This window comes from Clostridium sp. JN-1 (assembly GCF_003718715.1).
In the GTDB taxonomy this organism is placed as follows: domain Bacteria; phylum Bacillota; class Clostridia; order Clostridiales; family Clostridiaceae; genus Clostridium_AV.
The window spans coordinates 804,819-827,739 of sequence record NZ_CP033465.1; the positions used below are offsets into that span (position 1 = coordinate 804,819).

Genomic DNA, 22,921 nt, shown 5'->3' on the forward strand with positions numbered 1-22,921 from the left:
ATGGGGAACTATTTTAAATCAGAATATTTAAAGATAAAACATACGTTTATAGGAAAACTTATTTTTCTGGCACCAACTTTTGCAATAATTCTTTCCCTGGGGTTAACACCTATGTATTTTGAAATAGATGCATATAACTGGTGGTACTCAATGCTGCTTCCAGGAATGGTATCATTGTTATGTGCATTAGTTGCTGATAAAGATAACAAAATGAAAAACATGGCAGTACTTTCACTTCCAGTAGATCTTAAAAAAGTATGGATATCAAAAATACTTGTGTGCGTACTTATGATTGCTTTTGCTTCTATAATTCATTTACTTGGATGTATAGTTATTGGTAATGTTTTTCACTTTGGCAAACTAGGAATAATTCCAGCTGCAAATGCAGTATTAGGAAGTTTAATTTTAATTATTACTTTTTTATGGCAAGTACCACTTTGTTTATTTCTTGGGAATAAAATTGGAATGTTTCCAACAATACTAATTAATATTGCTGCTTATTTTATACTAGGAATAATATCTGCTGTTAAAGACGTTCTGTGGACAATACCATATGCAGTTCCTGCTAGATTAATGTGTCCAATTATAAAAGTCCTACCAAATGGACTTCCAGCTGTTCAAGGAAATACCACGTTTAGACCAGAGTTGCTATCAAGCAGTGTAATTTTACCTGGAATTATAATTACAGTAGTTTTATTTTTCATACTTACAATCTTAACTGCAAAATGGTATCAAGGACAGGAGGCGAAGTAAAATGGGTACACTTTTTAAACTTATAAGAGCAGATTTTCAAAAGATACGTCATACTCCAATAGTATGGATGCATATTATTGTTCCAATATTAATTTCAATCTTGTTTACAGCTTATTATGCATCTATGCCTTTAACTGCAGACAATGTTTCAAAAGTAGAATTGTATATACAGGTTTTATCAATTGGATTTCCACTGATAATCGGCATTGTCTGTGCCATGGCTGTGGAGCAGGAAGCTGATGCAGGAAATTTTCAAGAACTTTTGATGACAAGACATAAATTACTTGAGCTTTTTAGTAAGATATGCATGTTACTCCTTATGGGATTAGGATCTCTTATTATTGCTATTGGTATTTTAGGTTTGGGACTAGAATTTTTAATTCATAAAAATGTATTTAGTGCAGTTTTTTACGGAAAGATAACTTTAATTTTATTGTTTTGTGAGGTATTTTTATATTTATTACATTTACTCTGCAGTTTTAGATTTGGAAGTGGAGTTTCTATAGGACTTGGAATAGCAGAAAGTTTGATTACAGCACTTATGCTTACAGGACTTGGAGATAGAATTTGGAAGTGGGTACCATGCAGCTGGGGTTCTAGAATACCTGATTATTATATTAATTTAAAAACTAGTAAAGTTAAGCATTTATTTTTAATGAATGAATTTCAAAGTGGAATATATAGTTGTTTAGCTGCAACTATATTGCTATTTTTAATAAGTTTTTTATGGTATAACTATTTTGAAGGAAGAAGTGAAAATTAAAAGGAAGTGATAAATGTGGCAAATATATTAGCAGTTGATGATGAAAAAGGTATTCTTGAAATTATAAAAGCAGCACTTTCAAGAGAGGGGCATAGAGTTACTGCTGTAAGTGATTTTTCAACATTTCCTGTTCAAAAGTGCTCGGATTATGACTTGATTTTACTCGATGTTATGATGCCCAATATAGATGGATTCACTCTTTGTAAAAATATCCGTGACTTAGTAGATTGTCCTATTTTGTTTTTGACGGCAAAGACCATGGAAGAAGACATTGTAAAAGGACTTGGAATGGGCGGCGATGATTATATTACAAAACCATTTGGACTTAACGAACTGCGTTCAAGGGTAGCAGCACACCTTAGAAGAGAACACAGGGAAAAGCATAATAGTTTTATTGTATCTGGGGTAAAGTTCAATATTTTAGCAAAAGAAGCATTTGTAGAAGACAAGCCTATTCCTTTGACAAAGAGCGAATATGAAATTAGTGAATTCCTTGCTATAAATCATGGACAAGTATTTTCAAAAGAACAGATATACGAAGCTGTATTTGGTTTTGATGGGGAAAGTGATAGTTCAGCTGTTGTTGAACATATAAAAAATATAAGAGCAAAGTTTGGAAAAGTAAGTTGTTCTCCAATTGAAACAGTTTGGGGGATTGGATACAAATGGGTTTAAGGGCTAAGAAAACTTTAAGAGGTATATTTATCAGGTATATTTTATGCTTTGGCTTTGCAACAATTTTACTTATAGCAGTGTATTCCTTTTTATTTATTATGATGATTGAAAAGCATATTATATTACCTGCCAATTACTCTGAGCAAAAGCTTGAAGAAAATAGCAGTATAATTTTAAATGCAGATAAGGTGACAAAGAATCTAATACCTGAGGGATGCAGTTATGGTGTGTACAATAAAGACGGCAGGATGCTCTATGGAAATTTTACAGTTGAACAATCTAAACAAGTATGGATTGATGCGAAGAACAATCAAAATAGTATGCTTGATGATCGTCATTATAAATTATTTAATAGAAAAGATGGCATTTGTATTGTTAAATATTCAATTAGAGCACAATTTGATAGTCCATTATTAAAAAAATATTTTGCGAATGCCAAGCTATTTGGAATAGCCCTGTTTTTTTTGCTTTTTACAGGAGAAGTACTGCTGCTAGCTGCAATGTTTGCTAGATACCTTTCCAAGGAAATAAAAATTTTAATGGAGGTAACTGACAATATAAAAAGGAAGAACCTTGAATTTGAATCAAAACATTCTCGTATTCGTGAAATTGAAGAAGTTATTGATTCTTTGAATGACATGAAAAATGCTCTAAAGGACTCTTTAGAAAAGCAGTGGAATATGGAGAAGTCAAGGAAAAATCAAATTTCTGCACTAGCACATGATATAAAGACACCACTTACCATCATAAAGGGAAATGCAGAATTAATTAAAGAAAACAGCAGAGAAGTAGATAATATAAAGTATGACGATTACATTTTAAAAAGTGCAGATGAAATTGAAAGATATTTAAGGCTGCTTATTGATATGACAAAGTCAGAGGATACACTCATTTTAAAACCAGCTAAAATAGAAACTAAAGTATTTTTTGAAAAAATCATGGATAAGGAAAAGGCTTTAGCTTCTGAAAAAAATCTTGAAATTATAAGTAAAGCGGAAAATATACCACAACTTTTCTATGCAGACGAGGAATTTTTGTACAGAGCTATTATGAATGTTATTTCAAATGCAATTGAGTATTCTCCAAGGTATGGCAAACTCATCTTCAAAATTCGTGAACATGAAAAAGTCCTAGAATTTGTAATTGAAGACAGCGGAAAGGGATTTTCAAAGGAAGAATTGCAATCTGCAGCAGAACAATTTTACAGGGGTGATAAGAGCAGAAATTCAAAGAATCATTATGGTATGGGACTATTTATTACAAATTCATTTATAAAAATGCATAGTGGAGTTATGGAATTATCAAATTCTGAGGAAACTGGCGGCGCAAGAGTAGTTTTAAAAATACCGTTAAATAAAAAATAATTAAAAAGTTTCAGATAAGCTAACTTATTATTTTGATGAAAAGACAGCTCATAAAATAGGTATAAACGGAGCTTACAATCATGATGCGGCAGTAGTTTATGCAAATAATCCATATATAATATCAATTATGACTAAAGGAGAAAATGATGAATTTATTTCCCAATTGTCTAAAAAAGTTTACGATGAACTGCAGTAACTAGTACCCCAGGGGTACTTTTATTTTGAACTATTATAAACCTATGGGGTAATTAAGTTTCAATAAACTTATAATACAAAATATTTTGAAACATATTGCATTTACTTATAAAATGATGTTATTATAAGAAATAAACAAATGCAGTATACAAAATTTTAATAGACAAATTAAGCCTTTGTTCTTAAGTCAGAAAATATTAAATATTATGAAAATTGAAAAAGTGTTATAACATAAAAGGTTTACAATAGTTACTTATGCGTTGTAAATTTCAATCTATCTGCATATTATTAATTAAGATAGAAGATTCACAATAGTTACTTCTGTGTTACAACAAAAAGTCGAATTGGGGCATTTAAACATTAATTAAGAGTATTGTTTTATCATTCTAAAGTTTTAAATTGCAGAAGAATGTAAAATATATACAACATTAATAAATCAAAAAGGGGGCTAACTATGGAAACAAAGTTAGAAAAAAGGTACGGCCTGGGTATGGCTATAGCAATGGTTGTCGGCAGTGTTATAGGAAGCGGCGTTTTTTTCAAAGCAGAAAAAGTTTTAAATGCAACTGGGGGGAATCTTACTCTAGGTATATTAGCTTGGGTTATAGGCGGTATTATTATGATTTCTTGTGCTTATACTTTTGCTGTAATGGCAACTAAATATCAATATGTAAATGGTGTAGTAGATTATGCGCAAGCTACTTTGGGTAAAAAGTATGCATATTATGTTGGATGGTTTATGGCACTTATTTATTATCCAACATTGACATCGGTATTAGCGTGGGTTTCAGCTAGATATACTTGTGTATTATTTGGATTTTCAATTACAGGTGGAGAGTGTATGACAATTGCAGGCTTATATTTGATAGCAAGCTTTACATTAAATGCATTATCACCAGTTTTAGCAGGTAAATTTCAAGTTAGTACAACTATTATAAAAATTATTCCACTAGCTTTAATGGCTGTAGTTGGAACAATTGTAGGTATTAGTAATGGTATGATTTCATATAACTTTACAACAATAGTAAAGGAAGTAAACACTTCTAATGCACTATTTACGGCTGTTGTTGCTACAGCGTTTGCATATGAGGGATGGATTATTGCTACAAGTATCAATGCTGAGTTAAAAGATGCAAAAAGAAATCTTCCATTAGCTCTTGTTGGAGGAACCTTTGCTATCATGATAATTTATATATTATATTATGTTGGATTAGCTGGATCAGTAACAAATAAAGTTATGATGGCCGGCGGTGAAGCAGGAGTTAAATTAGCATTTCAAAATGTTTTTTCAGCGGCAGGTGGTACAATACTCTTTGTATTTATTGTTATCTCCTGTCTTGGAGCTTTAAATGGATTAATGCTTGGATGTACTCGAGGCATTTATGCATTAGCAGCAAGAGACCTTGGACCAAAGCCAAATATATTTAAGCAAATTGATAGTGCTACAAATATGCCAACAAATTCATCTATTTTTGGATTGCTTCTTTCTGGTATATGGTTATTGTACTTCTATGGTGCTAACTTAACAAAACCTTGGTTTGGATTTTTCTCATTTGATTCTTCAGAGTTACCTATAGTTACTATTTATGCAGCATATATTCCTATTTTTATTGCGATGATGAAGAAAGAAAAAGATTTAAGCTCATTCAAGAGATTTGTAGCACCTATTGTTTCCATAGCAGGATGTATTTTTATGATAATTGCCGCTTGTTTTTCTCATAAGATAGCAGTCGCTGCATATTTAATTGTTTTTGCTATTATAATGATTTTTGGTGCTGTGTTCTCTAATAAAAAAGCTATTGAGTAAGTATGATATGAAAAAGGGTTAAGTTATTTAGCCCTTTTTTCATGATGTGTATTCTTTATACAGTAAAAATTGCATTTAAAAAGATAAGAGAAAAAATCCTCTTACCTAAGTCTATGAAATGGTATTCTTGTTTTAATTTTGAAAAATATTTCAAATAATTTTGAATGTAAAATTGGCGGCCTTCGCATTCTAAATATATTAAATGCACCTAAAAATATAATTAATCCTGAGAACACTATTATTGAACTCAAAACTTTACCTATAACAATTGTATTCTTTTTATTCAACTTGCTGTTAAATCTTCCAGCAGTAAAAACTAATATGAACCACCATATCATGCTTCCTGTAAATATTCCTAGAATCATAATTATTCTATTCCCAATATTATTTTGCATTCGTGATGTCATATGGAGTCCTGTAAATACAGCTATGAATGAAAAAATAGTTGCTGGATTTGCAAGGGCTATTAAAAATGTTGAAGTAAAAGCTTTAAGTGGTAAAATACTAGAAGAAGTGCTTCTTGCTGGTAATTGAGTTTGAGCTTCAATAATTTTAATTTTACTATCGTTTTTTTCATTCAAAAAAGTATGTATACCAAAGCTAGCTAATACAAGTCCTCCTAGTATGTGCAAATAAAATTCATGTAAAACGATAAACTTTTCTACCAATATAAATCCCAATGCAGCAAGCCCAGCAAATATACTATCTGCAAATGCTGATCCAAGTCCCGATATCAATCCATATTTACGACCAAATGAAAGAGTATTTTTAAGGCATATAGCACCAATTGGACCGAATGGCATACCTGTTATCAGTCCTATGAGTATTCCTCTAAAGAAATTCTTAAACATAAGGCAATTTCCTGCTTTCAATATTATATTTCCTATTAAAATTTACAATGAAAATTAGTTTATAAAATTATTTTATTCACATACTGTAATTTTATCCTCAACATAATATATATTCAATATGATGCATATTTTAATATCGTAAACTTTATGTAATATATTGTCATGCTTAAAATCTAAGTTTTTTATCTTTGTACATGAATATAATACAAAATACAATGGTCAAAAAAGCAGCTATTGGTACATACTTGCTTTTTGCAATTAACATTCCTATAAGTATTATACAAAGTGCAATGGAGATTAATTTTCCTATTAATCTCGCGGAATTACTCATTTTCTTTACATTAGTATTATTGTCTTTTAAGTTACTTTCAGTATAGTCGGCACTTCCAAATCTATTAAATGTAGTCCTTAAAGCAAAGTCTTCCTCAACTCCTTTAGAAAGAAGTTCTTCAACACTAAATATCAAATTAGATTTTAGTTCTTCTTTAAAACTTGATTCTTCGCTTTTAGGTATTATCATTTTAGATAAAAATTTATCTACATAATTATCTATTTGTTTAATTCCATTAGAGCTTATTTCAGCATCGTCTGCCATAATCAAATTCCCCCTAAAAATTTATCTATACTATATGATACAATTTATATAAATATAATACAATGTATATAAACGTAATTAACTCTATCGAAATATATAATAAAATTAACTTTACAAAACCTTTTATTTGGCATATAATCTTTGTTAATAACTTTTGGTAAATTTGTAATATTGTATTAAACCTTTGTTTGTTTATTGCTAAAAAATAAGCTAACTTTTACGTGGCTTGCTTATTTAATTTATATTATGAGGAGTGAATAAAATGAAAGCTATTATTTCTGTAATTGGTAAAGATAAGATAGGGATTATTGCTGGCATAACTTCCGAACTTGAAAAGTTTCAAATTAATGTTTTAGACATAACACAAACTATCATGGAAGAATATTTTACAATGATAACATTAGTTGACATATCCAAAATGAATGCACCTTTTGATAAAGTTAAACAAGCTTTAAAAGAAAAAGGTAAAGAGCTTGGAGTAGAAGTTAATATTCAAAGAGAAGAAATATTTAATTCTATGCATAAACTATAGGAGGGGCAAATATGGATATAAATCGTATTTTAGAAACTGATAGAATGATTCAAGAAGAAAAATTAGATATACGTACTATTACTATGGGAATATCACTACTTGATTGTTGTGATTCCGACGGCGAAAAGGCAAGAGCAAAGATATATGATAAAATTACTAAGTCTGCTGAAAACTTAGTAAAAGTAGGTGAGCAAATAGAAAATGAATTTGGTATACCTATTATACATAAAAGAATATCTGTAACACCAATATCAATGGTAGCTGGTTCATCAAATGATACTGACTATGTAAAATATGCTGAAACTTTGGATGCAGCTGCTAAAACTGTTGGTGTAAATTTTATAGGAGGATTTTCAGCATTAGTTCATAAGGGATATACAAAGGGAGATCATATACTAATAAAATCAATTCCAGAGGCATTAAGCAGAACTGAACTTGTATGTTCTTCAGTGAATGTAGGTTCAACTAAAGCTGGAATAAACATGGATGCTGTAAGAGAAATGGGTCAAATAGTTAAATCTACTGCAAAGCTTACAAAGAATGATAATGGACTTGGATGTGCAAAACTTGTTATATTTGCAAATGCAGTTGAAGATAACCCATTTATGGCAGGTGCTTTTCACGGAGTTGGAGAGCCAGACACAGTTATAAATGTTGGAGTAAGCGGACCTGGAGTGGTTAAATGTGCACTTGAGCGTGTAAAGGGTGCTAGCTTTGATGTTGCAGCAGAAACAATAAAGAAGACAGCATTTAAGATAACTAGAATGGGTCAGCTTGTAGCAAAGGAAGCTTCAAAAAGATTAGAAGTTCCATTTGGAATAGTTGATTTATCACTTGCACCTACACCTGCAGTTGGTGACAGTGTAGCACGTATACTTGAAGAATTAGGTGTTGAAAGCTGCGGCGCACCGGGTACTACTGCTGGTCTTGTATTATTAAATGATGCTGTTAAAAAAGGTGGAGTAATGGCTTGTAGTAACGCAGGAGGATTGAGTGGAGCTTTTATACCTGTAAGTGAGGATGCAGGAATGATTGATGCAGTTAATGTAGGTTCATTGTGTCTTGAAAAATTAGAAGCTATGACTTGTGTGTGCTCGGTAGGATTAGATATGATTGCATTACCAGGTAGTACTTCAGCTGAAACTATTTCTGCAATAATTGCAGATGAATCAGCAATAGGTGTAATAAATAATAAGACTACTGCTGTAAGAGTAATTCCCTGCGAGGGCAAGGATGTTGGAGATACTGTAGAATTTGGCGGACTTTTAGGACGCTGTCCTATTATGAATGTAAGTAAATTCAGCAGTGCTAAATTTGTAGAAAGAGGCGGAAGAATTCCAGCACCTATACACAGTTTCAAAAATTAAAAAATTGATCTGATTTTGTTAAAATAAATTTTTAATTATCAAACTGTTGACAATTAACTTTGTATGCTCTATCATGGAAAATAAGTTTTAAAATTGAAATTTAAATACAAAGAAGAGGATTAGTAAAAATTCAAGTCTTTTTTAAGAGAGGGAAGAATGGTGAAAGTTCCTAAAAGACAATTTTGAACCTGCCTTGGAGTTCTGTACTGAAGTAATAGTAGGATACAGCGGTTATTAATCGTTAAAATTATGAGTGAATGTACTTTTATTTAAGTATGTTAATCAGGGTGGCACCGCCGTAAGTTTAAGTCTCGGTCCCTTATTGTAGGGTTCGGGACTTTTTATTGTATTTGAAAAAAGTTAAAAATTAAGTAATAAGAGGTGTTTTATTATGTCAAATGAAAAAAAATTAGTAGAACAAATAACTTCAATGGATGAAGATTTTACACAATGGTATACTGACATTGTAAAAAAAGCGGAATTAGCAGATTATTCAAGTGTTAGAGGCTGCATGATTATACGTCCATATGCTTATGCTATGTGGGAAAATATTCAATCAGCTCTTGATAAAAGATTTAAAGATACTGGCCATCAAAATGTGTATATGCCAATGTTTATACCAGAAAGTCTACTTCAAAAAGAAAAGGATCATGTAGAAGGTTTTGCACCTGAAGTTGCATGGGTTACACAAGGTGGAAATGAAAAATTAACTGAAAGAATGTGTATTCGCCCAACTTCTGAAACATTGTTTTGTGAACACTATGCTAAGATAGTTCAATCATATAAGGATTTACCTAAATTATATAATCAATGGTGTTCTGTTGTAAGATGGGAAAAGACTACTAGACCATTTTTAAGAACTACAGAATTTTTGTGGCAGGAAGGCCATACAATACACGAAACTAAAGAAGAAGCAGAAAAAGAAACAATACAGATGCTAAATGTATATGCAGATGTAATTGAAAACTTACTTGCAATACCAGTTGTAAAGGGAAGAAAAACAGAAAGTGAAAAATTTGCAGGTGGAGATGCAACTTATACACTAGAAGCTTTAATGCATGATGGAAAGGCACTTCAAACAGCAACATCGCATTATCTTGGACAGAATTTTGCAAAGGCATTTGGAATGAAATTTTTAGACAGAGAAGGTAAGCTTAAGTATGTACACCAAACATCATGGGGTGTAACTACACGTTTAATTGGTGCTATAATAATGGTACACGGTGATAATGATGGTTTAAAAGTTCCTCCAAGAATTGCTCCAGTTCAAGTTATTATTGTTCCAATTGCACAGCATAAAGCTGGTGTACTTGACAAGGCTATTGAACTTAAGGATAGACTTTCTAAAGTTGCTAGAGTTAAAATTGATGATTCAGATAAAATGCCCGGCTGGAAATTTAGTGAATATGAAATGAAAGGTGTTCCAGTACGTCTTGAAGTTGGACCTAAAGATATTGAGAAAAATCAAGTTGTGCTTGTAAGAAGGGATACTAGAGAAAAGATAGTAGTTCCTATGGATGAATTAGAGACGAGAGTACCACAATTACTTGAAGATATTCATAATTCAATGTTTAACGCAGCTAAAGAAGTTTTAGAAGAAAAAACTAGTACGGCAGCAAGTATGGATGAATTCAAAGATGTAGTTGAAAACAAGACTGGATTTGTAAAGGCAATGTGGTGTGGAGATCCTGAATGTGAAGATAAAATAAAGGAAATTACAGGAGCTAGTTCAAGATGCATGCCATTTGAACAAGAAAATATATCGGATACATGTGTATGCTGCGGTAAAAAAGCTAAAAAAATGGTTTATTGGGGAAGAGCATATTAAATTTAAATTAACTAAATAAGTATTTTGATTAGAGAATAAGTATTTTAGGCTTATTCTTTAATTAGCTTTTTGTAAAATATATGTTTTGAAAAATATACATTATTATATTAAAATAGAAGTAGTAAAATACAAAATACATAGTTTGGAGGCTAGGAATGTTTAATGATAAAAAGTTCGGTGGTAATAAGATAAAGTATGCAATTTACTATGCAGTTATTGTAGCTATTGTAGTATTTGTCTTAAATGATTATATGGTAAATATGAGAACCAAACACATAAAATATAGTGATTTTGTAAACTATATAAATCAAAATAAGATAGAAGAGGTTCAAATATCTAGAGATAAGCTCATAATAATTCCCAAAAAAACTAACCCAAATGAAAAGCAAAAAACCTTATATACTGAAAGAATAGATGATCCCGATTTGGTTAAAAAATTGGATACTGCAAAAATAAAGTATGGAGGGCTTCCGCAGGAAAATAGTACTATTAAGAATTTTGTTGTAAACTGGATACTTCCAATTATAATTTTCCTATTCTTGGGCAAACTTTTATTTGGAAGATTGGATAAGAAAATTGGTAATGGCGTTATGTCGTTTGGTAAAAATACTGCTAAAATATATGCTGAAAGTGAAACTGGAGTAACATTTAAAGATGTTGCAGGACAAGAAGAAGCAAAGGAGTCTTTGGTTGAAATAGTTGATTTCTTACACTCACCAAAAAAGTATACGGATATAGGAGCTAGATTGCCTAAAGGTGCACTATTAGTTGGACCTCCAGGAACAGGAAAAACTCTTTTGGCTAAGGCTGTAGCAGGAGAAGCCAAGGTTCCATTCTTTTCTATAACTGGTTCTGCTTTTGTGGAAATGTTTGTAGGTATGGGTGCATCGAGAGTTAGGGATTTATTTGATCAAGCACAGCAAAAAGCTCCTTGTATAGTGTTTATAGATGAAATAGATGCAATTGGTAAAAGTAGAGATAATAATGTTTCAGCTAATGATGAAAGGGAACAAACTTTAAATCAGCTGCTTTCTGAAATGGATGGATTTGATTCTTCAAAAGGTGTTGTAATTTTAGCTGCAACTAATAGACCTGAAGTACTTGATAAAGCACTTTTAAGACCTGGGAGATTTGATAGAAGGATAATAGTAGATAGACCCGATCTAAAAGGAAGAGAAGAAATATTAAAAGTTCACGCAAAGGGAGTTAAGATATCCCAAGATGTAAATTTAACCGACATTGCAAAATCTACTCCTGGAGCTGTAGGAGCTGACCTTGCTAATATAATAAATGAAGCAGCTTTAAGGGCTGTTAAAAAAGATAGAACAGAAGTAATTCAAGATGATCTTGAAGAAGCAGTTGAAGTAATTATTGCTGGTAAGGAGAAAAAGGATAGAATTTTATCTGAAAAGGAAAAGAGAGAGGTTGCTTTTCATGAAGTAGGTCATGCACTTATAGCTGCACTTTTGAAAAATACAGATCCTGTGCATAAGATAACCATAGTTCCAACTACTATGGGGGCTTTAGGTTATACAAGACAACTTCCAACAGAAAAATATCTTAATAGTAAAGATGAAATGCTGGATCAAATATGTGTAATGCTTGGTGGAAGAGCTGCAGAAGAAGTTGAATTTAATAGTATTTCTACTGGTGCATCTAATGATATAGAAAAGGCTACTCAAACTGCTAGAAGTATGGTTACTATCTATGGAATGACTGATAGATTCGATATGATGGGGCTTGAGTCTGTTCAAAACAAGTATTTGGATGGAAGACCTGTTCAAAATTGCAGCCCAGAGACATCAACAGCTATTGATGGGGAAACTTTGAATATAATAAAGACTGCACACAATAGAGCTGAAAAGATACTTAGTGAAAATAGACCATTACTTATTAAGGTATCCGAAAAGTTGATTGAAAAAGAAACTCTTATGGGTGAAGAATTTATGGCACTCATAAATGAAAATAAGGAAGTCATAGAATAATTATTATTTTGGGTAAGTCAAAATTTATGATGAGGTATGTATTATGGATAATAGTGAATTGAATAAGGAATTAGAGAAAAAAAGTCAATTTGATTTAGAAAGTAAAAGACTTGACGCTGTATTCCTTGAAATAAAAAGGCAAGTTTTGAGCTCCATTGAAAAGAGAAAAAAAATAGCAGACTATATACTAGATTTGAGAAAGAAGAACCTTGAGGAGTACAAGGATGATGAAGATAAGATAATAGAATACTTTGATCATGAAGCTTTTGCAAAAGAAGAAGTATTTAAAATGATGGACAAAAAGCTCAAGCAGCTTACTGTATTAAAAGAGTCACCTTACTTTGGCAAAGTTGATTTTAAAGATAAGTTTGGTGAAAATACAATATATATAGGTAGATTTGGACTCAATAAGGAAGGTGAGGAAGAACCTATAGTTGTAGATTGGAGAGCTCCAATAAGTTCTGTATTTTATGCTGGAAAACTTGGAGAAGTTTCGTATGAGGCTCCTATGGGTAAGGTAAAAGCTAATGTCACTGCTAAAAGACAGTTTATAATTAAAAAATCGAAACTTTTAGGAATGTTTGATTCAAGTTTAGATGTGAAGGATGAAATACTTCAAATGGTTTTAAGCAAAAATTCAGGTGACAAGTTAAAAGATATAGTCATGACTATACAAGCTGAACAAGATGAAATCATAAGACAGCCAAAGAATAAGGTTATAGTTGTAAATGGTACAGCTGGAACAGGAAAAACTACAATAGCTCTTCATAGGGTTGCATACTTGCTTTATAATTTTAGGGAGAGCTTGCAGGATAAAGTTTTAATAATAGGACCTAATAGTATATTTATGGATTATATATCTACAGTACTTCCAAGTTTAGGTGAAGTTGGTGTTAAGCAAACTACTTTTGTTGACTTTGCTTTGGATATTATAAATTCAAATGAAAAAGTTGTAGATTTTAAAGATTATATGGAAAAAGTTTTGAGTAATGATGAAAAACTACATAAGTCCATAATTTATAAGGGTTCGATAGATTATATAGAAGAACTAAATTCACTAGTTGAAAAACTTGACTATGGATATTTTAATATAGAAGATGTTGAATTCTATGATAACATTATAGTAAGCTCAGATGAAATTGAAGAAATGTTTAATCACTATTTTAAATATATGCCTTTATTTAGAAGAAATAAAAAAGTAAAATTAATAATTTTTTCTAAGATAAAAGATGAGAGAGATAGACTTGTAAGGAATATAGAGGCTAAGTATAAAGAAGATAAGGGCAAACTAGCAGAAGAAGAACTAAATAACGAGTTAAATAATTTGATATTTAAGAGAAAAAATGCAATAAGAAATGTTATAAAAGAAGTCATGAGGGTAAAAGAAAGTTTATCGTGGCTTGAAAATGAAGACATTGTAGATATATACAGGAAGTTTAACCAAGATAGTTTTTCTAATGAGGAACTAATATATGATGATTTGGCACCTATAATATATTTAAAAATAAAGCTTGAAGGTATTAAATTTAAACAAGATATAAGACATGTAGTTATAGATGAAGCTCAAGATTATTCTCCGCTTCAATTTCTGGTTATAAAGGAACTCACTAGATGTAAGTCTTTTACTATAGTTGGAGATAGCAATCAAAGGCTTTTACCTATTAGAGGTGAAACTCCTATGCTCAATTTACAAAGTGTATTTAAGGATTTAAATATAGAATACTTTAGCCTATTAAAGAGTTATAGATCTACGCAGCAAATAATGAATTATGCAAATAAGTACATAAAATATAATGATACTTTGCCGCCTATTAGAAGTGGAGAAGAAGTTGTAGAGAAACAAGTGCACACTATGGATGAACTTACAGATGGAGTAATTAATGATATTATAGAGTCAAAGTACAAAGGTTATGAAAGCATTGCAGTAATTTGTAAAGATATGCAGCAGACACTGAACTTAGGATCTCGTATCAAAAAGAAACACCATATTACTATATTTAATAGTGAAGATGTATTATATTCAAGTGGAGAAGTAATCATTCCATCATATTTTGCCAAAGGTCTTGAATTTGATTCAGTTATTCTCATCAATATGCAAATACCACATGATGAGGGTGAAGGCAGATTAAAATATGTTATGGCAACAAGAGCTCTACATGAATTATATGTATATAATCTTACAAATTAAGCTTTCAATTTTGAAAGCTTTTTTTGTAAAAGTAAGTAGGAAAGGAATTGCATGTTATATGGATAATTCTATATTAATTTTAATAAAAAAAATAGAGCAAAAACATGACTTGAACAGGGATGAATTAATACAAATACTTAAAAATAATGATTGCAATCAAGAATTATTTAGTGCAGCAGATAGAGTTAGAAATAAGTATGTTGGGGATGAAGTACACTTAAGGGGGATTATAGAGTTTTCCAACATATGCAAGAGGAATTGCTTGTACTGCGGATTAAGGTCTTCTAATACTAATATAAAAAGATACAGGCTTACTTCAGATCAAATAATAGAATTTGCATCAAATGCAGTTGAATATGGATATAAAACTATAGTTATGCAATCAGGGGAAGATGAATACTATACTGTAGATAAACTAAAATACATAATAACAAATATAAAAAAAATGGATGCAGCTGTTACTTTAAGTATTGGAGAAAAGACTTATGAAGAATATAAAGCATATAAGGAAGCTGGAGCAGATAGATATCTTATGAGGATAGAGACTACTGACAAAAAACTATATGAATATATGGATCCTGGAATGAGCCATGAAAATAGAAAATTATGCCTTAAAAATTTAAAGCAGCTTGGTTATGAACTTGGGACAGGGTGTCTGGTTGGACTTCCAAATCAAACAATTGAATCGTTAGCAGATGATATTTTATTTTTTAGGGACGTAGAAGCTGATATGATTGGACTTGGACCATTTGTACCAAACCAAGATACACCTTTGAAAAATTATAAAAGTGATGGAAATTTTATAATGAGTCTAAAAGTTATGGCACTTACGAGATTATTAATACCAGACGCTAACATTCCTGCAACTACAGCTATGGAAACATTAAATCCAAATGGGAGAATAATTGCACTTCAAAGTGGTGCAAATGTAGTTATGCCAAATGTAACAGAAGGTGAATACAGAAAATTATATGCACTTTATCCTGGAAAAGTATGTATTAGTGATACACCTTCACACTGCAGAGGATGTATAACATCTAAAATAAAATCAATTGGGAGAAGCATAGCTTCAAGTAAAGGATTTAGAGTTAAAAATAAAGTTTTTCATTAAATTAAGTATTGCCTGTATTTTGTAATTATGATATACTAAATGTAATCATTAATTATTATATAATTAATGTGGAAAGATTTAATGTATGAGTAACATTTCTTCTTTTTTAGGAGCGTAATGTGAGTCAATTTTTAAATCTTAATTCTATAGAAAAGGAGGAATGTTAAGATGGCAGATAAAACTTTAGTTTGTAAAGATTGTGGAAAAGAATTCGTATTTACAGAAGGCGAACAGGAATTTTATAAAGAAAAAGGTTTTGAAAATGAACCTAAGAGATGTCCTGATTGCAGAAAAGCAAGAAAACAACAGAACAATAGAGGATTCAGAGGTTAATATTGTTTTGCAATTTAAGTCCTATAAGAATTAATTCTTATAGGACTTTTTATTTTGTGCAGGGAATACCGCTAGTATTCCCTGCACTAAGTTACAATATGGGTGTATTTCATATGAAGTACACCTTTATTTTATATAAAAAACTTTAAATTACTACAATACTTCAAATAATCATATAAAAATGTAAACGTTCATATAAATTGCTTGCAATAATTCATAAATAGTGATAAAATTCAATTAAACAAATAAATAAACATAAAAATGAACAAAACGTTTACTTAAGGAGGAAAAAATGAGTAAGATTGATGAGATAAGCAAAGAAAGTTGGATTATGAATGCATTTCCGGAATGGGGAACATGGCTTAACGAAGAAATTGAAAATGAAAAAGTAGCACCGGGAAATGTAGCAATGTGGTGGCTGGGATGTACCGGACTTTGGATAAAAACACCTGAAGATTGTAATATTACAATTGATTTATGGTGCGGTAATGGTAAACGTACACACGGTAATGGCAAAATGAAAGTAGGACATCAAATGGCAAATATGTGCGGTGCGAGAGCAATGCAGCCAAATTTACGAGCAATTCCATTTGTAATTGATCCTTTTGAAATCAAAAAAGTGGATGCAGTATTAGCAACTCATTATCATCAGGATCATATGAGTGCAGAATATGCATCGCATGTAATTAAAAGCGGCATGACAACAGTTGATAAAGATGGGAAAGAAATTCCAGTTCCATTTATTGGACCTAAGAAATCAGTTGAATTGTGGCAATCCTGGGGAGTTCCAGCTGAAAGATGTATTACTGTAAAACCTGGAGATACTATTAGGATAAAAGATCTTGAAATTGTAGTACTTGATTCTTTTGACCGTACGTGTATCGTAACTACAGATTCACAAGGACCTGATAGAAAAGAACTTACAGGAGTGTGTCCTACAGATATGGATGATAAAGCAGTAAATTATCTTATTAAGACACCTGGTGGAAATATATATCACAGCGGTGATTCTCATTATTCTATCTACTTTGCAAAACATGGTAAAGATTATGATGTTGATGTAGCATTTGCTTCTTATGGAGAGAATCCAATAGGGATGGCAGATAAAATGACTTCCAGTGATGTTTTGCGTATGGCAGAAGCACTTAGATGTAAAGTAGTAATTCCAATTCATTATGATGTATGGTCAAATTTTATGGCAGATGTAAACGAAATCAGAGTTCTTTATGATATGAAGAAAGATCGTTTAGATTATAAATTTCATCCATTTTTCTGGGAAGTAGGTGGTAAGTACATTTATCCAGCAGATAAGGATAAAAAGGCATATCATCATAGAAGAGGATTTGAAGATTGTTTTGAAGCACCACAGAATATTCCATATCGTTCGTGTTTATAGACTTAAGGATAAGGGGGCAGCATTTTGTTAAAAAAATTTGTAGAGATGAAACATTATAAGTTTGCGAAAGAAGCAAAGGATTGGGAAGAGGCAATCCGCATGAGTTGTGAACCATTGGAAGCAGATGGAACTGTAGAAGAAAATTATAAAGAAGATATTATTGCATGTGTGAAAAAGTATGGACCATATATAATAATTGTACCGAATGTAGCAATGCCTCATTCGCAAGAATGTGCAAAAGGGGTTCATAAAACAGCAATTAGTTTTATGAAATTAGAAAAACCAGTTAGCTTTGATTTAGAAGATCCGGAAAAAGATGCGCAATTATTTTTTACACTTGCATCATGCAATCCAGAAGAACATCTAAATAATATGGCACACTTGTCAGAAATACTAATGAATGAAAAGCTGCTTGAAGAATTGGCTAAAATTCATACACCTGGGGAGTTATTGGAACTTCAAAAAAAATATGTGAATAAATAATAAGAAAACAAATAGAATGCAGGGGGAAAACGGAGGGTAAATAAAATGAGTGTATTAATGAATATTTGGTCATATTTTGCTACAAATATATTGCAGCAGCCAGCTTTTATGATTGGATTAATCGTTATGTTTGGTTACATTCTACTTGGAAAACCATGGTACGATGTACTTGCAGGAGTAATTAAAGCAATCGTAGGATACTTGATATTAATGGTAGGTTCCAGCGGACTAGTAAGCAACTTTAGACCGGTACTTGTAGGCTTAAAAGGCAGATTCAATATGGATGCAATGGTTATTGATCCATACTTTGGACAAAATGCAGTTACTGTAGGAGTAAAATCAGTATTTGGCAAAGAGTTTGGTCAGGCAATGATACTTTTATTAATTGCATTTATTGTAAACATTTTATTAGTGCGTTTCAGTAAATATACAAAACTAAGAGCATTATTTACTACAGGACATGTGCAGGTACAGCAAGCAGCAACGGCGTATTGGCTAATCATGTTTGCATGTCCATTCTTATTAAAAGGCAACATAAAATTGATGATTGTTATGTCAGTAATTTTAGGATTGTATTGGGCAGTTGGGTCGAATCTAACTATAAAACCTTGTCAGGAAGTAACCGATGGAGCAGGATTCTGCCTAGCACATCAACAGATGTTTGGTGTTGCAATAAACTACTGGCTGGCAGGTAAAATTTTTGGAAAAAGAAAAGATGGTAATAAAGTCAAAAAAATTGATGACATTGAGTTACCTAGTTATATGTCAATATTTAATGACAACATGGTGTGTACTTCTATTTTGATGTTAATCTTCTTTGGGGCAATTCTTGTGATTCTCGGAAGAGATTATTTAACAGCACAGGGTTTCTTAAAAAAGGGTTCAAGTATGGTATTCTATGTAATTCAGACTTGTCTATATTTTGCGGTATATCTTGCAATATTACAACTAGGTGTACGTACATTCGTAACAGAACTTACACAATCTTTCCAAGGTATTGCAGATAAATTATTACCAGGTTCTATTCCAGGTGTAGATTGTGCAGTTATCTTCGGATTTGGTTCTGCAAATGCAGTACCACTTGGATTCTTAGCAGGATTTATGGGTCAGATATTGGCAATCACAGTACTAATTGTATTAAAGAGTCCAGTACTTGTTATTTGCGGATTCGTTCCTGTATTCTTTGATAATGCAACAATTGCAATTTTTGCAAATGAAAAAGGCGGTATTAAAGCAGCATTGATTTTACCATTCCTTTCGGGAATAGTGCAAGTATTTGGTTCTGCATTTATTGCAGGATGGGTTGGTATGGCTGCTTATGGTGGATATCTTGGAATGTGGGATTGGGCAGTTATATGGCCAACCATGACAGTAATTATGAAATATTTGAGTTATGCAGGTATTATTATTTGTGCAGTTGGTTTAGCTGTTATTCCACAAATACAGTATAGATTAGATAAAAAAGGTTATTTTAAGATAACAGAAGACTATGAAGAATATAAAGAAATGAAAGGAATGGTTAATAATGAATAAAGAAAATATAAGTTTTATGGTATGCTGTGCAAATGGAGCAGGTTCTAGTTTAATGATGAAGATGACATTGAAAAAGGTATTAGATAAAGTAGGAATTAAACCTGGAAAACTTCAGCATTGTTCACTTTCAGAAGGAAAAAGTTCAGCATCACAATATAATGTCGTATTATGTGCTAAGAATTTTACAAGTATGTTTAAAGATGCAGAAAAAAAAGGAACACAGGTAGTTGGACTTCGCAACATTATGTCTGCAAAAGAAATTGAGGAAAAGTTGAGAGAACATGGTGTGATTGATTAGATATATATGGAGGCAATTATGGAAAAAACGTATACATTAGGATTATATGAAAAATCAATGCCAAAGCAGCTTAGCTGGAAAGAAAAATTAAAGGCAGCAAAAGAAGCAGGCTTTGATTTTGTGGAAATCAGTATTGACCAGACAGATGAAAAAATCAATCGTATTTATATGACAAAAGAAGAACGTCTGAAAATGGTACAGTATATGTTTGATGCAGAAATTCCAATTCGTTCTATGTGTGTCAGTGCACTTACAAAGTATTCTATTGGAAATGATGATGATGAATTATGCAGAAAGGGAATGGAAATAGCAGAAAGGGCAATCCAATTAGCAGATGATCTGGGAATACGTATTGTGATGATACCTGGATATGATGTGTACTATGGAAAGTCTACGTCTGAAACACAGAAAAGGTTTGCTAAAAATTTAAAAAAGATATCGATGATTGCAGCTAAATATGGTGTTTTACTCGAAATGGAAACCATGGAAAACAATTTCATGAATACTGTATGGAAGGCAATGTATTATGTGAAACAAGTTGATTCTGTATATTTAGGTGTATACCCTGATTCTGGGAATATCAAGAATGCAGCAGTTGCTCTTGGTAATGATGAAGTTCAGGATCTGCTGTCTGGGAAAGGGCATATTACATCTTTACATCTAAAAGAAACATGTCCTGGAAAGTTTAGAGAGGTACCATATGGAACTGGTCATGTAGATTTTCCCAAAATAATTAAAGCAGCATGGGATATTGGAGTTAGAAAATTTGTAACTGAGTTTTGGTATACAGGAAATAAGGACTGGAGGCAGGATTTGATGTTAGTACATAATATGGCATCGGATATATTGAACCAGCAAAAATAGGCGGCATAGAGAGGATACATATATAATGAAAGTTAAAAAGAAAATAATATCAAATTTAACAAAGTGTTATTCAATAGCACCATTAAAATATAATAATAAAGATCATTTGTTGGTAGCAGCAGAGAAAGCGGATAAATGTCTATTGTTTGATCAGGATGGAAATTTGGAGGATACAGTTTGGAGTGAACCTGGCGGCGTTATGAGTATGGTACAGGTTCCAGGAAGCAATGGTCAATTTCTTGCTACACATAAATTTTATTCACCAAATGATTCAAAAGAAGCTAAGATTGTTGTTGTAACTCCAGTTTCAAAAGGAAACTGGGAAGTGAGGACTTTAGTAAAACTTCCACATGTACATCGTTTTGATATTGTAAAGCGAAATGGTGTGAATTACTTGATTGCTTGTGCATTGAAATCAGGACATGAATTTAAAGAAGATTGGTCTGTGCCTGGAAAAGTATATGCAGCAGTTTTGCCAGACGATTTAAGTGCTTTTAATGATGAAAATCAATTAAAACTTACTGTTTTGAAAGATAATATGCTGAAAAATCATGGTTATTATCGAGTAAAAGATAACGGAGTGGAAACTAGTATTATATCAGCTGATTGTGGAGTTTATCAGTTTATTCCACCTGAAACAGTAGATAGCTGCTGGAATATTAACAAACTATTAGATGTACCTGCAAGTGATGCGGTACTTGTTGACATGGATGAAGATGGAGAAAAAGAACTTGCTGTATTATCTCCGTTTCATGGGGATCAGATAAGTATTTATAAGAAATTGAACGGGAAGTTCGAGAAAATATATGATTATGAAAAAAAAGCAGATTTCACACATGCAATTTACGGCGGTGAATTATGCGGAAAACCTGCATTGGTTGTAGGACACAGAAAAGGAGAACGAAATTTAATCGTATTTACGTATGATAAAGTGAAAGGTGATTACAAGGCTCAAATTATTGATAAAGACTGCGGACCTGCAAATGTATTTAGATATAAGAAAGAAGGAAAAGATATTATTATATCTACGAATCGTGAAATTAATGAAGTTGCAATGTATATATTAGAGGCATAAAAAAACGAAAGCCGTCTAAAAATTTCCGCCCACTAGTATGTAGGCGGAAATTTTAAAAAATGTTAACAGATATCGGAGGTTAAATATGTTAGAAACGTTAAAGCAAAAAGTATATGAAGCAAATATGTTATTACCCAAGTATGGATTAGTTACATTTACATGGGGAAATGTCAGTGAAATCGATCGTGAAACAGGCTATTTTGCTATTAAACCAAGTGGTGTAGATTATGAAAAATTACGTCCTGAAGATATGGTATTAGTTGATTTAAATGGTAAAGTTGTAGAAGGAGAATATAATCCTTCATCAGATACAGCTACTCATGTGGAATTATATAAAGCATTTCCGAATATAGGCGGCGTTGTACATACGCATTCTCCTTGGGCGACAAGCTGGGCACAGGCAGGTAGGGGAATTCCATGCTATGGAACAACACATGCAGACTATTTATATGGGACAGTTCCATGTGTAAGAAATCTTACAAAAAAAGAACTGGAAAAGTATGAAATGAACACAGGTAAGCTGATTGTGACAGAAGGATTCAAAAATAATGACTATGAGGCAATGCCAGCAGTACTTTGTAAAAATCATGGTCCATTTACATGGGGAAAAGATGGAAAGACAGCAGTACATAATGCAGTGGTACTAGAAGAAGTTGCAAAAATGGCTGCACTATGCGAGACGATAAACCCCAAAGTGGGTCAAGCACCACAGGAACTTATGGATAAGCATTATTACAGAAAACATGGTGCAAATGCATACTATGGACAAACAAAGAATAATTGCAAATAATATTAGAAATAGAGGACAGAGGACAGAGAAGGATGATTTTTCTTCGCTGCACTTACGAAAAATTTTTAATTAAATTTTTGATAACTCATTTCGCTAAAGCGAAACATTGCTAATTTATATATTTATATAAATTTA

Annotated in this window: 21 protein-coding genes and 1 other annotated feature; of the genes, 19 read left to right on the plus strand and 2 right to left on the minus strand. The window is 31.9% G+C overall.

Features of this window, described 5'->3' with window-relative positions; genetic code table 11:
* The 5 genes from EBB51_RS04025 to EBB51_RS04045 all read left to right on the plus strand — a co-directional run bounded on the left by EBB51_RS04025 (nt 1) and on the right by EBB51_RS04045 (nt 5,557).
* Complete coding sequence (locus tag EBB51_RS04025; protein ID WP_123053276.1) at nt 1-753, plus strand: lantibiotic immunity ABC transporter MutE/EpiE family permease subunit; 753 nt, start codon at nt 1-3, stop codon at nt 751-753.
* Nucleotide 754: 1 nt separating this feature from the next.
* Nucleotides 755-1,516: a lantibiotic immunity ABC transporter MutG family permease subunit gene (locus EBB51_RS04030; RefSeq protein WP_123053277.1), complete on the plus strand. Its 762-nt coding sequence runs from the start codon at nt 755-757 to the stop codon at nt 1,514-1,516.
* Between the two features lie 15 nt (nt 1,517-1,531).
* Complete coding sequence (locus EBB51_RS04035; RefSeq protein ID WP_123053278.1) at nt 1,532-2,191, plus strand: response regulator transcription factor; 660 nt, start codon at nt 1,532-1,534, stop codon at nt 2,189-2,191.
* Nucleotides 2,182-3,555 carry a HAMP domain-containing sensor histidine kinase gene (locus EBB51_RS04040; protein ID WP_123053279.1) on the plus strand — a complete coding sequence of 458 codons (1,374 nt, stop codon included), beginning with the start codon at nt 2,182-2,184 and terminating at the stop codon, nt 3,553-3,555. The genes EBB51_RS04035 and EBB51_RS04040 overlap by 10 nt, the downstream gene beginning before the upstream one ends.
* Nucleotides 3,556-4,204: 649 nt before the next feature.
* Nucleotides 4,205-5,557, plus strand: coding sequence for an APC family permease (locus EBB51_RS04045; protein WP_123053280.1), 1,353 nt, complete (start codon nt 4,205-4,207; stop codon nt 5,555-5,557).
* A 101-nt stretch (nt 5,558-5,658) separates the two neighbouring features.
* Here EBB51_RS04045 and EBB51_RS04050 read toward each other — a convergent pair whose 3' ends face one another.
* Nucleotides 5,659-6,408, minus strand: coding sequence for a LysE family transporter (locus EBB51_RS04050; RefSeq protein WP_123053281.1), 750 nt, complete (start codon nt 6,406-6,408; stop codon nt 5,659-5,661).
* Between the two features lie 166 nt (nt 6,409-6,574).
* On the minus strand, nt 6,575-7,003 hold the full coding sequence (locus tag EBB51_RS04055; protein ID WP_123053282.1) for a hypothetical protein: 429 nt from the start codon (nt 7,001-7,003) through the stop codon (nt 6,575-6,577).
* A gap of 262 nt (nt 7,004-7,265) precedes the next feature.
* Here EBB51_RS04055 and EBB51_RS04060 point away from each other — a divergent pair, with 262 nt between their 5' ends.
* The 14 genes from EBB51_RS04060 (at nt 7,266) to EBB51_RS04125 (ending at nt 22,786) form a co-directional block, all read left to right on the plus strand.
* Complete coding sequence (locus tag EBB51_RS04060) at nt 7,266-7,535, plus strand: ACT domain-containing protein (RefSeq protein WP_123053283.1); 270 nt, start codon at nt 7,266-7,268, stop codon at nt 7,533-7,535.
* A gap of 11 nt (nt 7,536-7,546) precedes the next feature.
* The gene (locus EBB51_RS04065) at nt 7,547-8,902 is read left to right on the plus strand and encodes a PFL family protein (protein ID WP_123053284.1); all 1,356 of its coding nucleotides are present in this window, start codon (nt 7,547-7,549) and stop codon (nt 8,900-8,902) included.
* 100 nt (nt 8,903-9,002) lie between these two features.
* Nucleotides 9,003-9,225: a binding site (T-box leader), on the plus strand.
* A 68-nt stretch (nt 9,226-9,293) separates the two neighbouring features.
* On the plus strand, nt 9,294-10,730 hold the full coding sequence (proS, locus tag EBB51_RS04070) for a proline--tRNA ligase (RefSeq protein WP_123053285.1): 1,437 nt from the start codon (nt 9,294-9,296) through the stop codon (nt 10,728-10,730).
* Between the two features lie 155 nt (nt 10,731-10,885).
* A complete protein-coding gene (ftsH, locus tag EBB51_RS04075; RefSeq protein ID WP_123053286.1) occupies nt 10,886-12,715 on the plus strand; it encodes an ATP-dependent zinc metalloprotease FtsH in 1,830 nt (609 codons plus the stop codon).
* A 43-nt stretch (nt 12,716-12,758) separates the two neighbouring features.
* Nucleotides 12,759-14,903, plus strand: a complete 2,145-nt coding sequence (locus EBB51_RS04080; RefSeq protein WP_123053287.1) for a UvrD-helicase domain-containing protein — start codon at nt 12,759-12,761, stop codon at nt 14,901-14,903.
* 58 nt (nt 14,904-14,961) lie between these two features.
* Nucleotides 14,962-16,014: a [FeFe] hydrogenase H-cluster radical SAM maturase HydE gene (hydE, locus tag EBB51_RS04085; protein ID WP_123054973.1), complete on the plus strand. Its 1,053-nt coding sequence runs from the start codon at nt 14,962-14,964 to the stop codon at nt 16,012-16,014.
* A gap of 168 nt (nt 16,015-16,182) precedes the next feature.
* Entirely contained in the window at nt 16,183-16,347 is a 165-nt protein-coding gene (locus EBB51_RS04090; RefSeq protein WP_123053288.1) for a zinc-ribbon domain-containing protein, read from the plus strand.
* Nucleotides 16,348-16,639: 292 nt separating this feature from the next.
* On the plus strand, nt 16,640-17,743 hold the full coding sequence (gene ulaG / locus EBB51_RS04095; protein ID WP_123053289.1) for an L-ascorbate 6-phosphate lactonase: 1,104 nt from the start codon (nt 16,640-16,642) through the stop codon (nt 17,741-17,743).
* A 24-nt stretch (nt 17,744-17,767) separates the two neighbouring features.
* Nucleotides 17,768-18,226, plus strand: a complete 459-nt coding sequence (locus tag EBB51_RS04100; protein WP_190285325.1) for a PTS sugar transporter subunit IIA — start codon at nt 17,768-17,770, stop codon at nt 18,224-18,226.
* Between the two features lie 45 nt (nt 18,227-18,271).
* A complete protein-coding gene (locus EBB51_RS04105) occupies nt 18,272-19,759 on the plus strand; it encodes a PTS ascorbate transporter subunit IIC (protein ID WP_123053290.1) in 1,488 nt (495 codons plus the stop codon).
* Nucleotides 19,752-20,057 carry a PTS sugar transporter subunit IIB gene (locus EBB51_RS04110; protein ID WP_123053291.1) on the plus strand — a complete coding sequence of 102 codons (306 nt, stop codon included), beginning with the start codon at nt 19,752-19,754 and terminating at the stop codon, nt 20,055-20,057. Before EBB51_RS04105 ends, EBB51_RS04110 begins: the two co-directional genes overlap by 8 nt.
* Before the next feature lie 18 nt (nt 20,058-20,075).
* A complete protein-coding gene (locus EBB51_RS04115; RefSeq protein ID WP_123053292.1) occupies nt 20,076-20,921 on the plus strand; it encodes an L-ribulose-5-phosphate 3-epimerase in 846 nt (281 codons plus the stop codon).
* 25 nt (nt 20,922-20,946) lie between these two features.
* Nucleotides 20,947-21,996 (plus strand): hypothetical protein, encoded by a 1,050-nt coding sequence (locus EBB51_RS04120; RefSeq protein WP_123053293.1) that lies wholly within the window; start codon nt 20,947-20,949, stop codon nt 21,994-21,996.
* An 85-nt stretch (nt 21,997-22,081) separates the two neighbouring features.
* The gene (locus EBB51_RS04125; protein WP_123053294.1) at nt 22,082-22,786 is read left to right on the plus strand and encodes an L-ribulose-5-phosphate 4-epimerase; all 705 of its coding nucleotides are present in this window, start codon (nt 22,082-22,084) and stop codon (nt 22,784-22,786) included.
* The last annotated feature ends 135 nt before the right edge of the window (nt 22,787-22,921 follow it).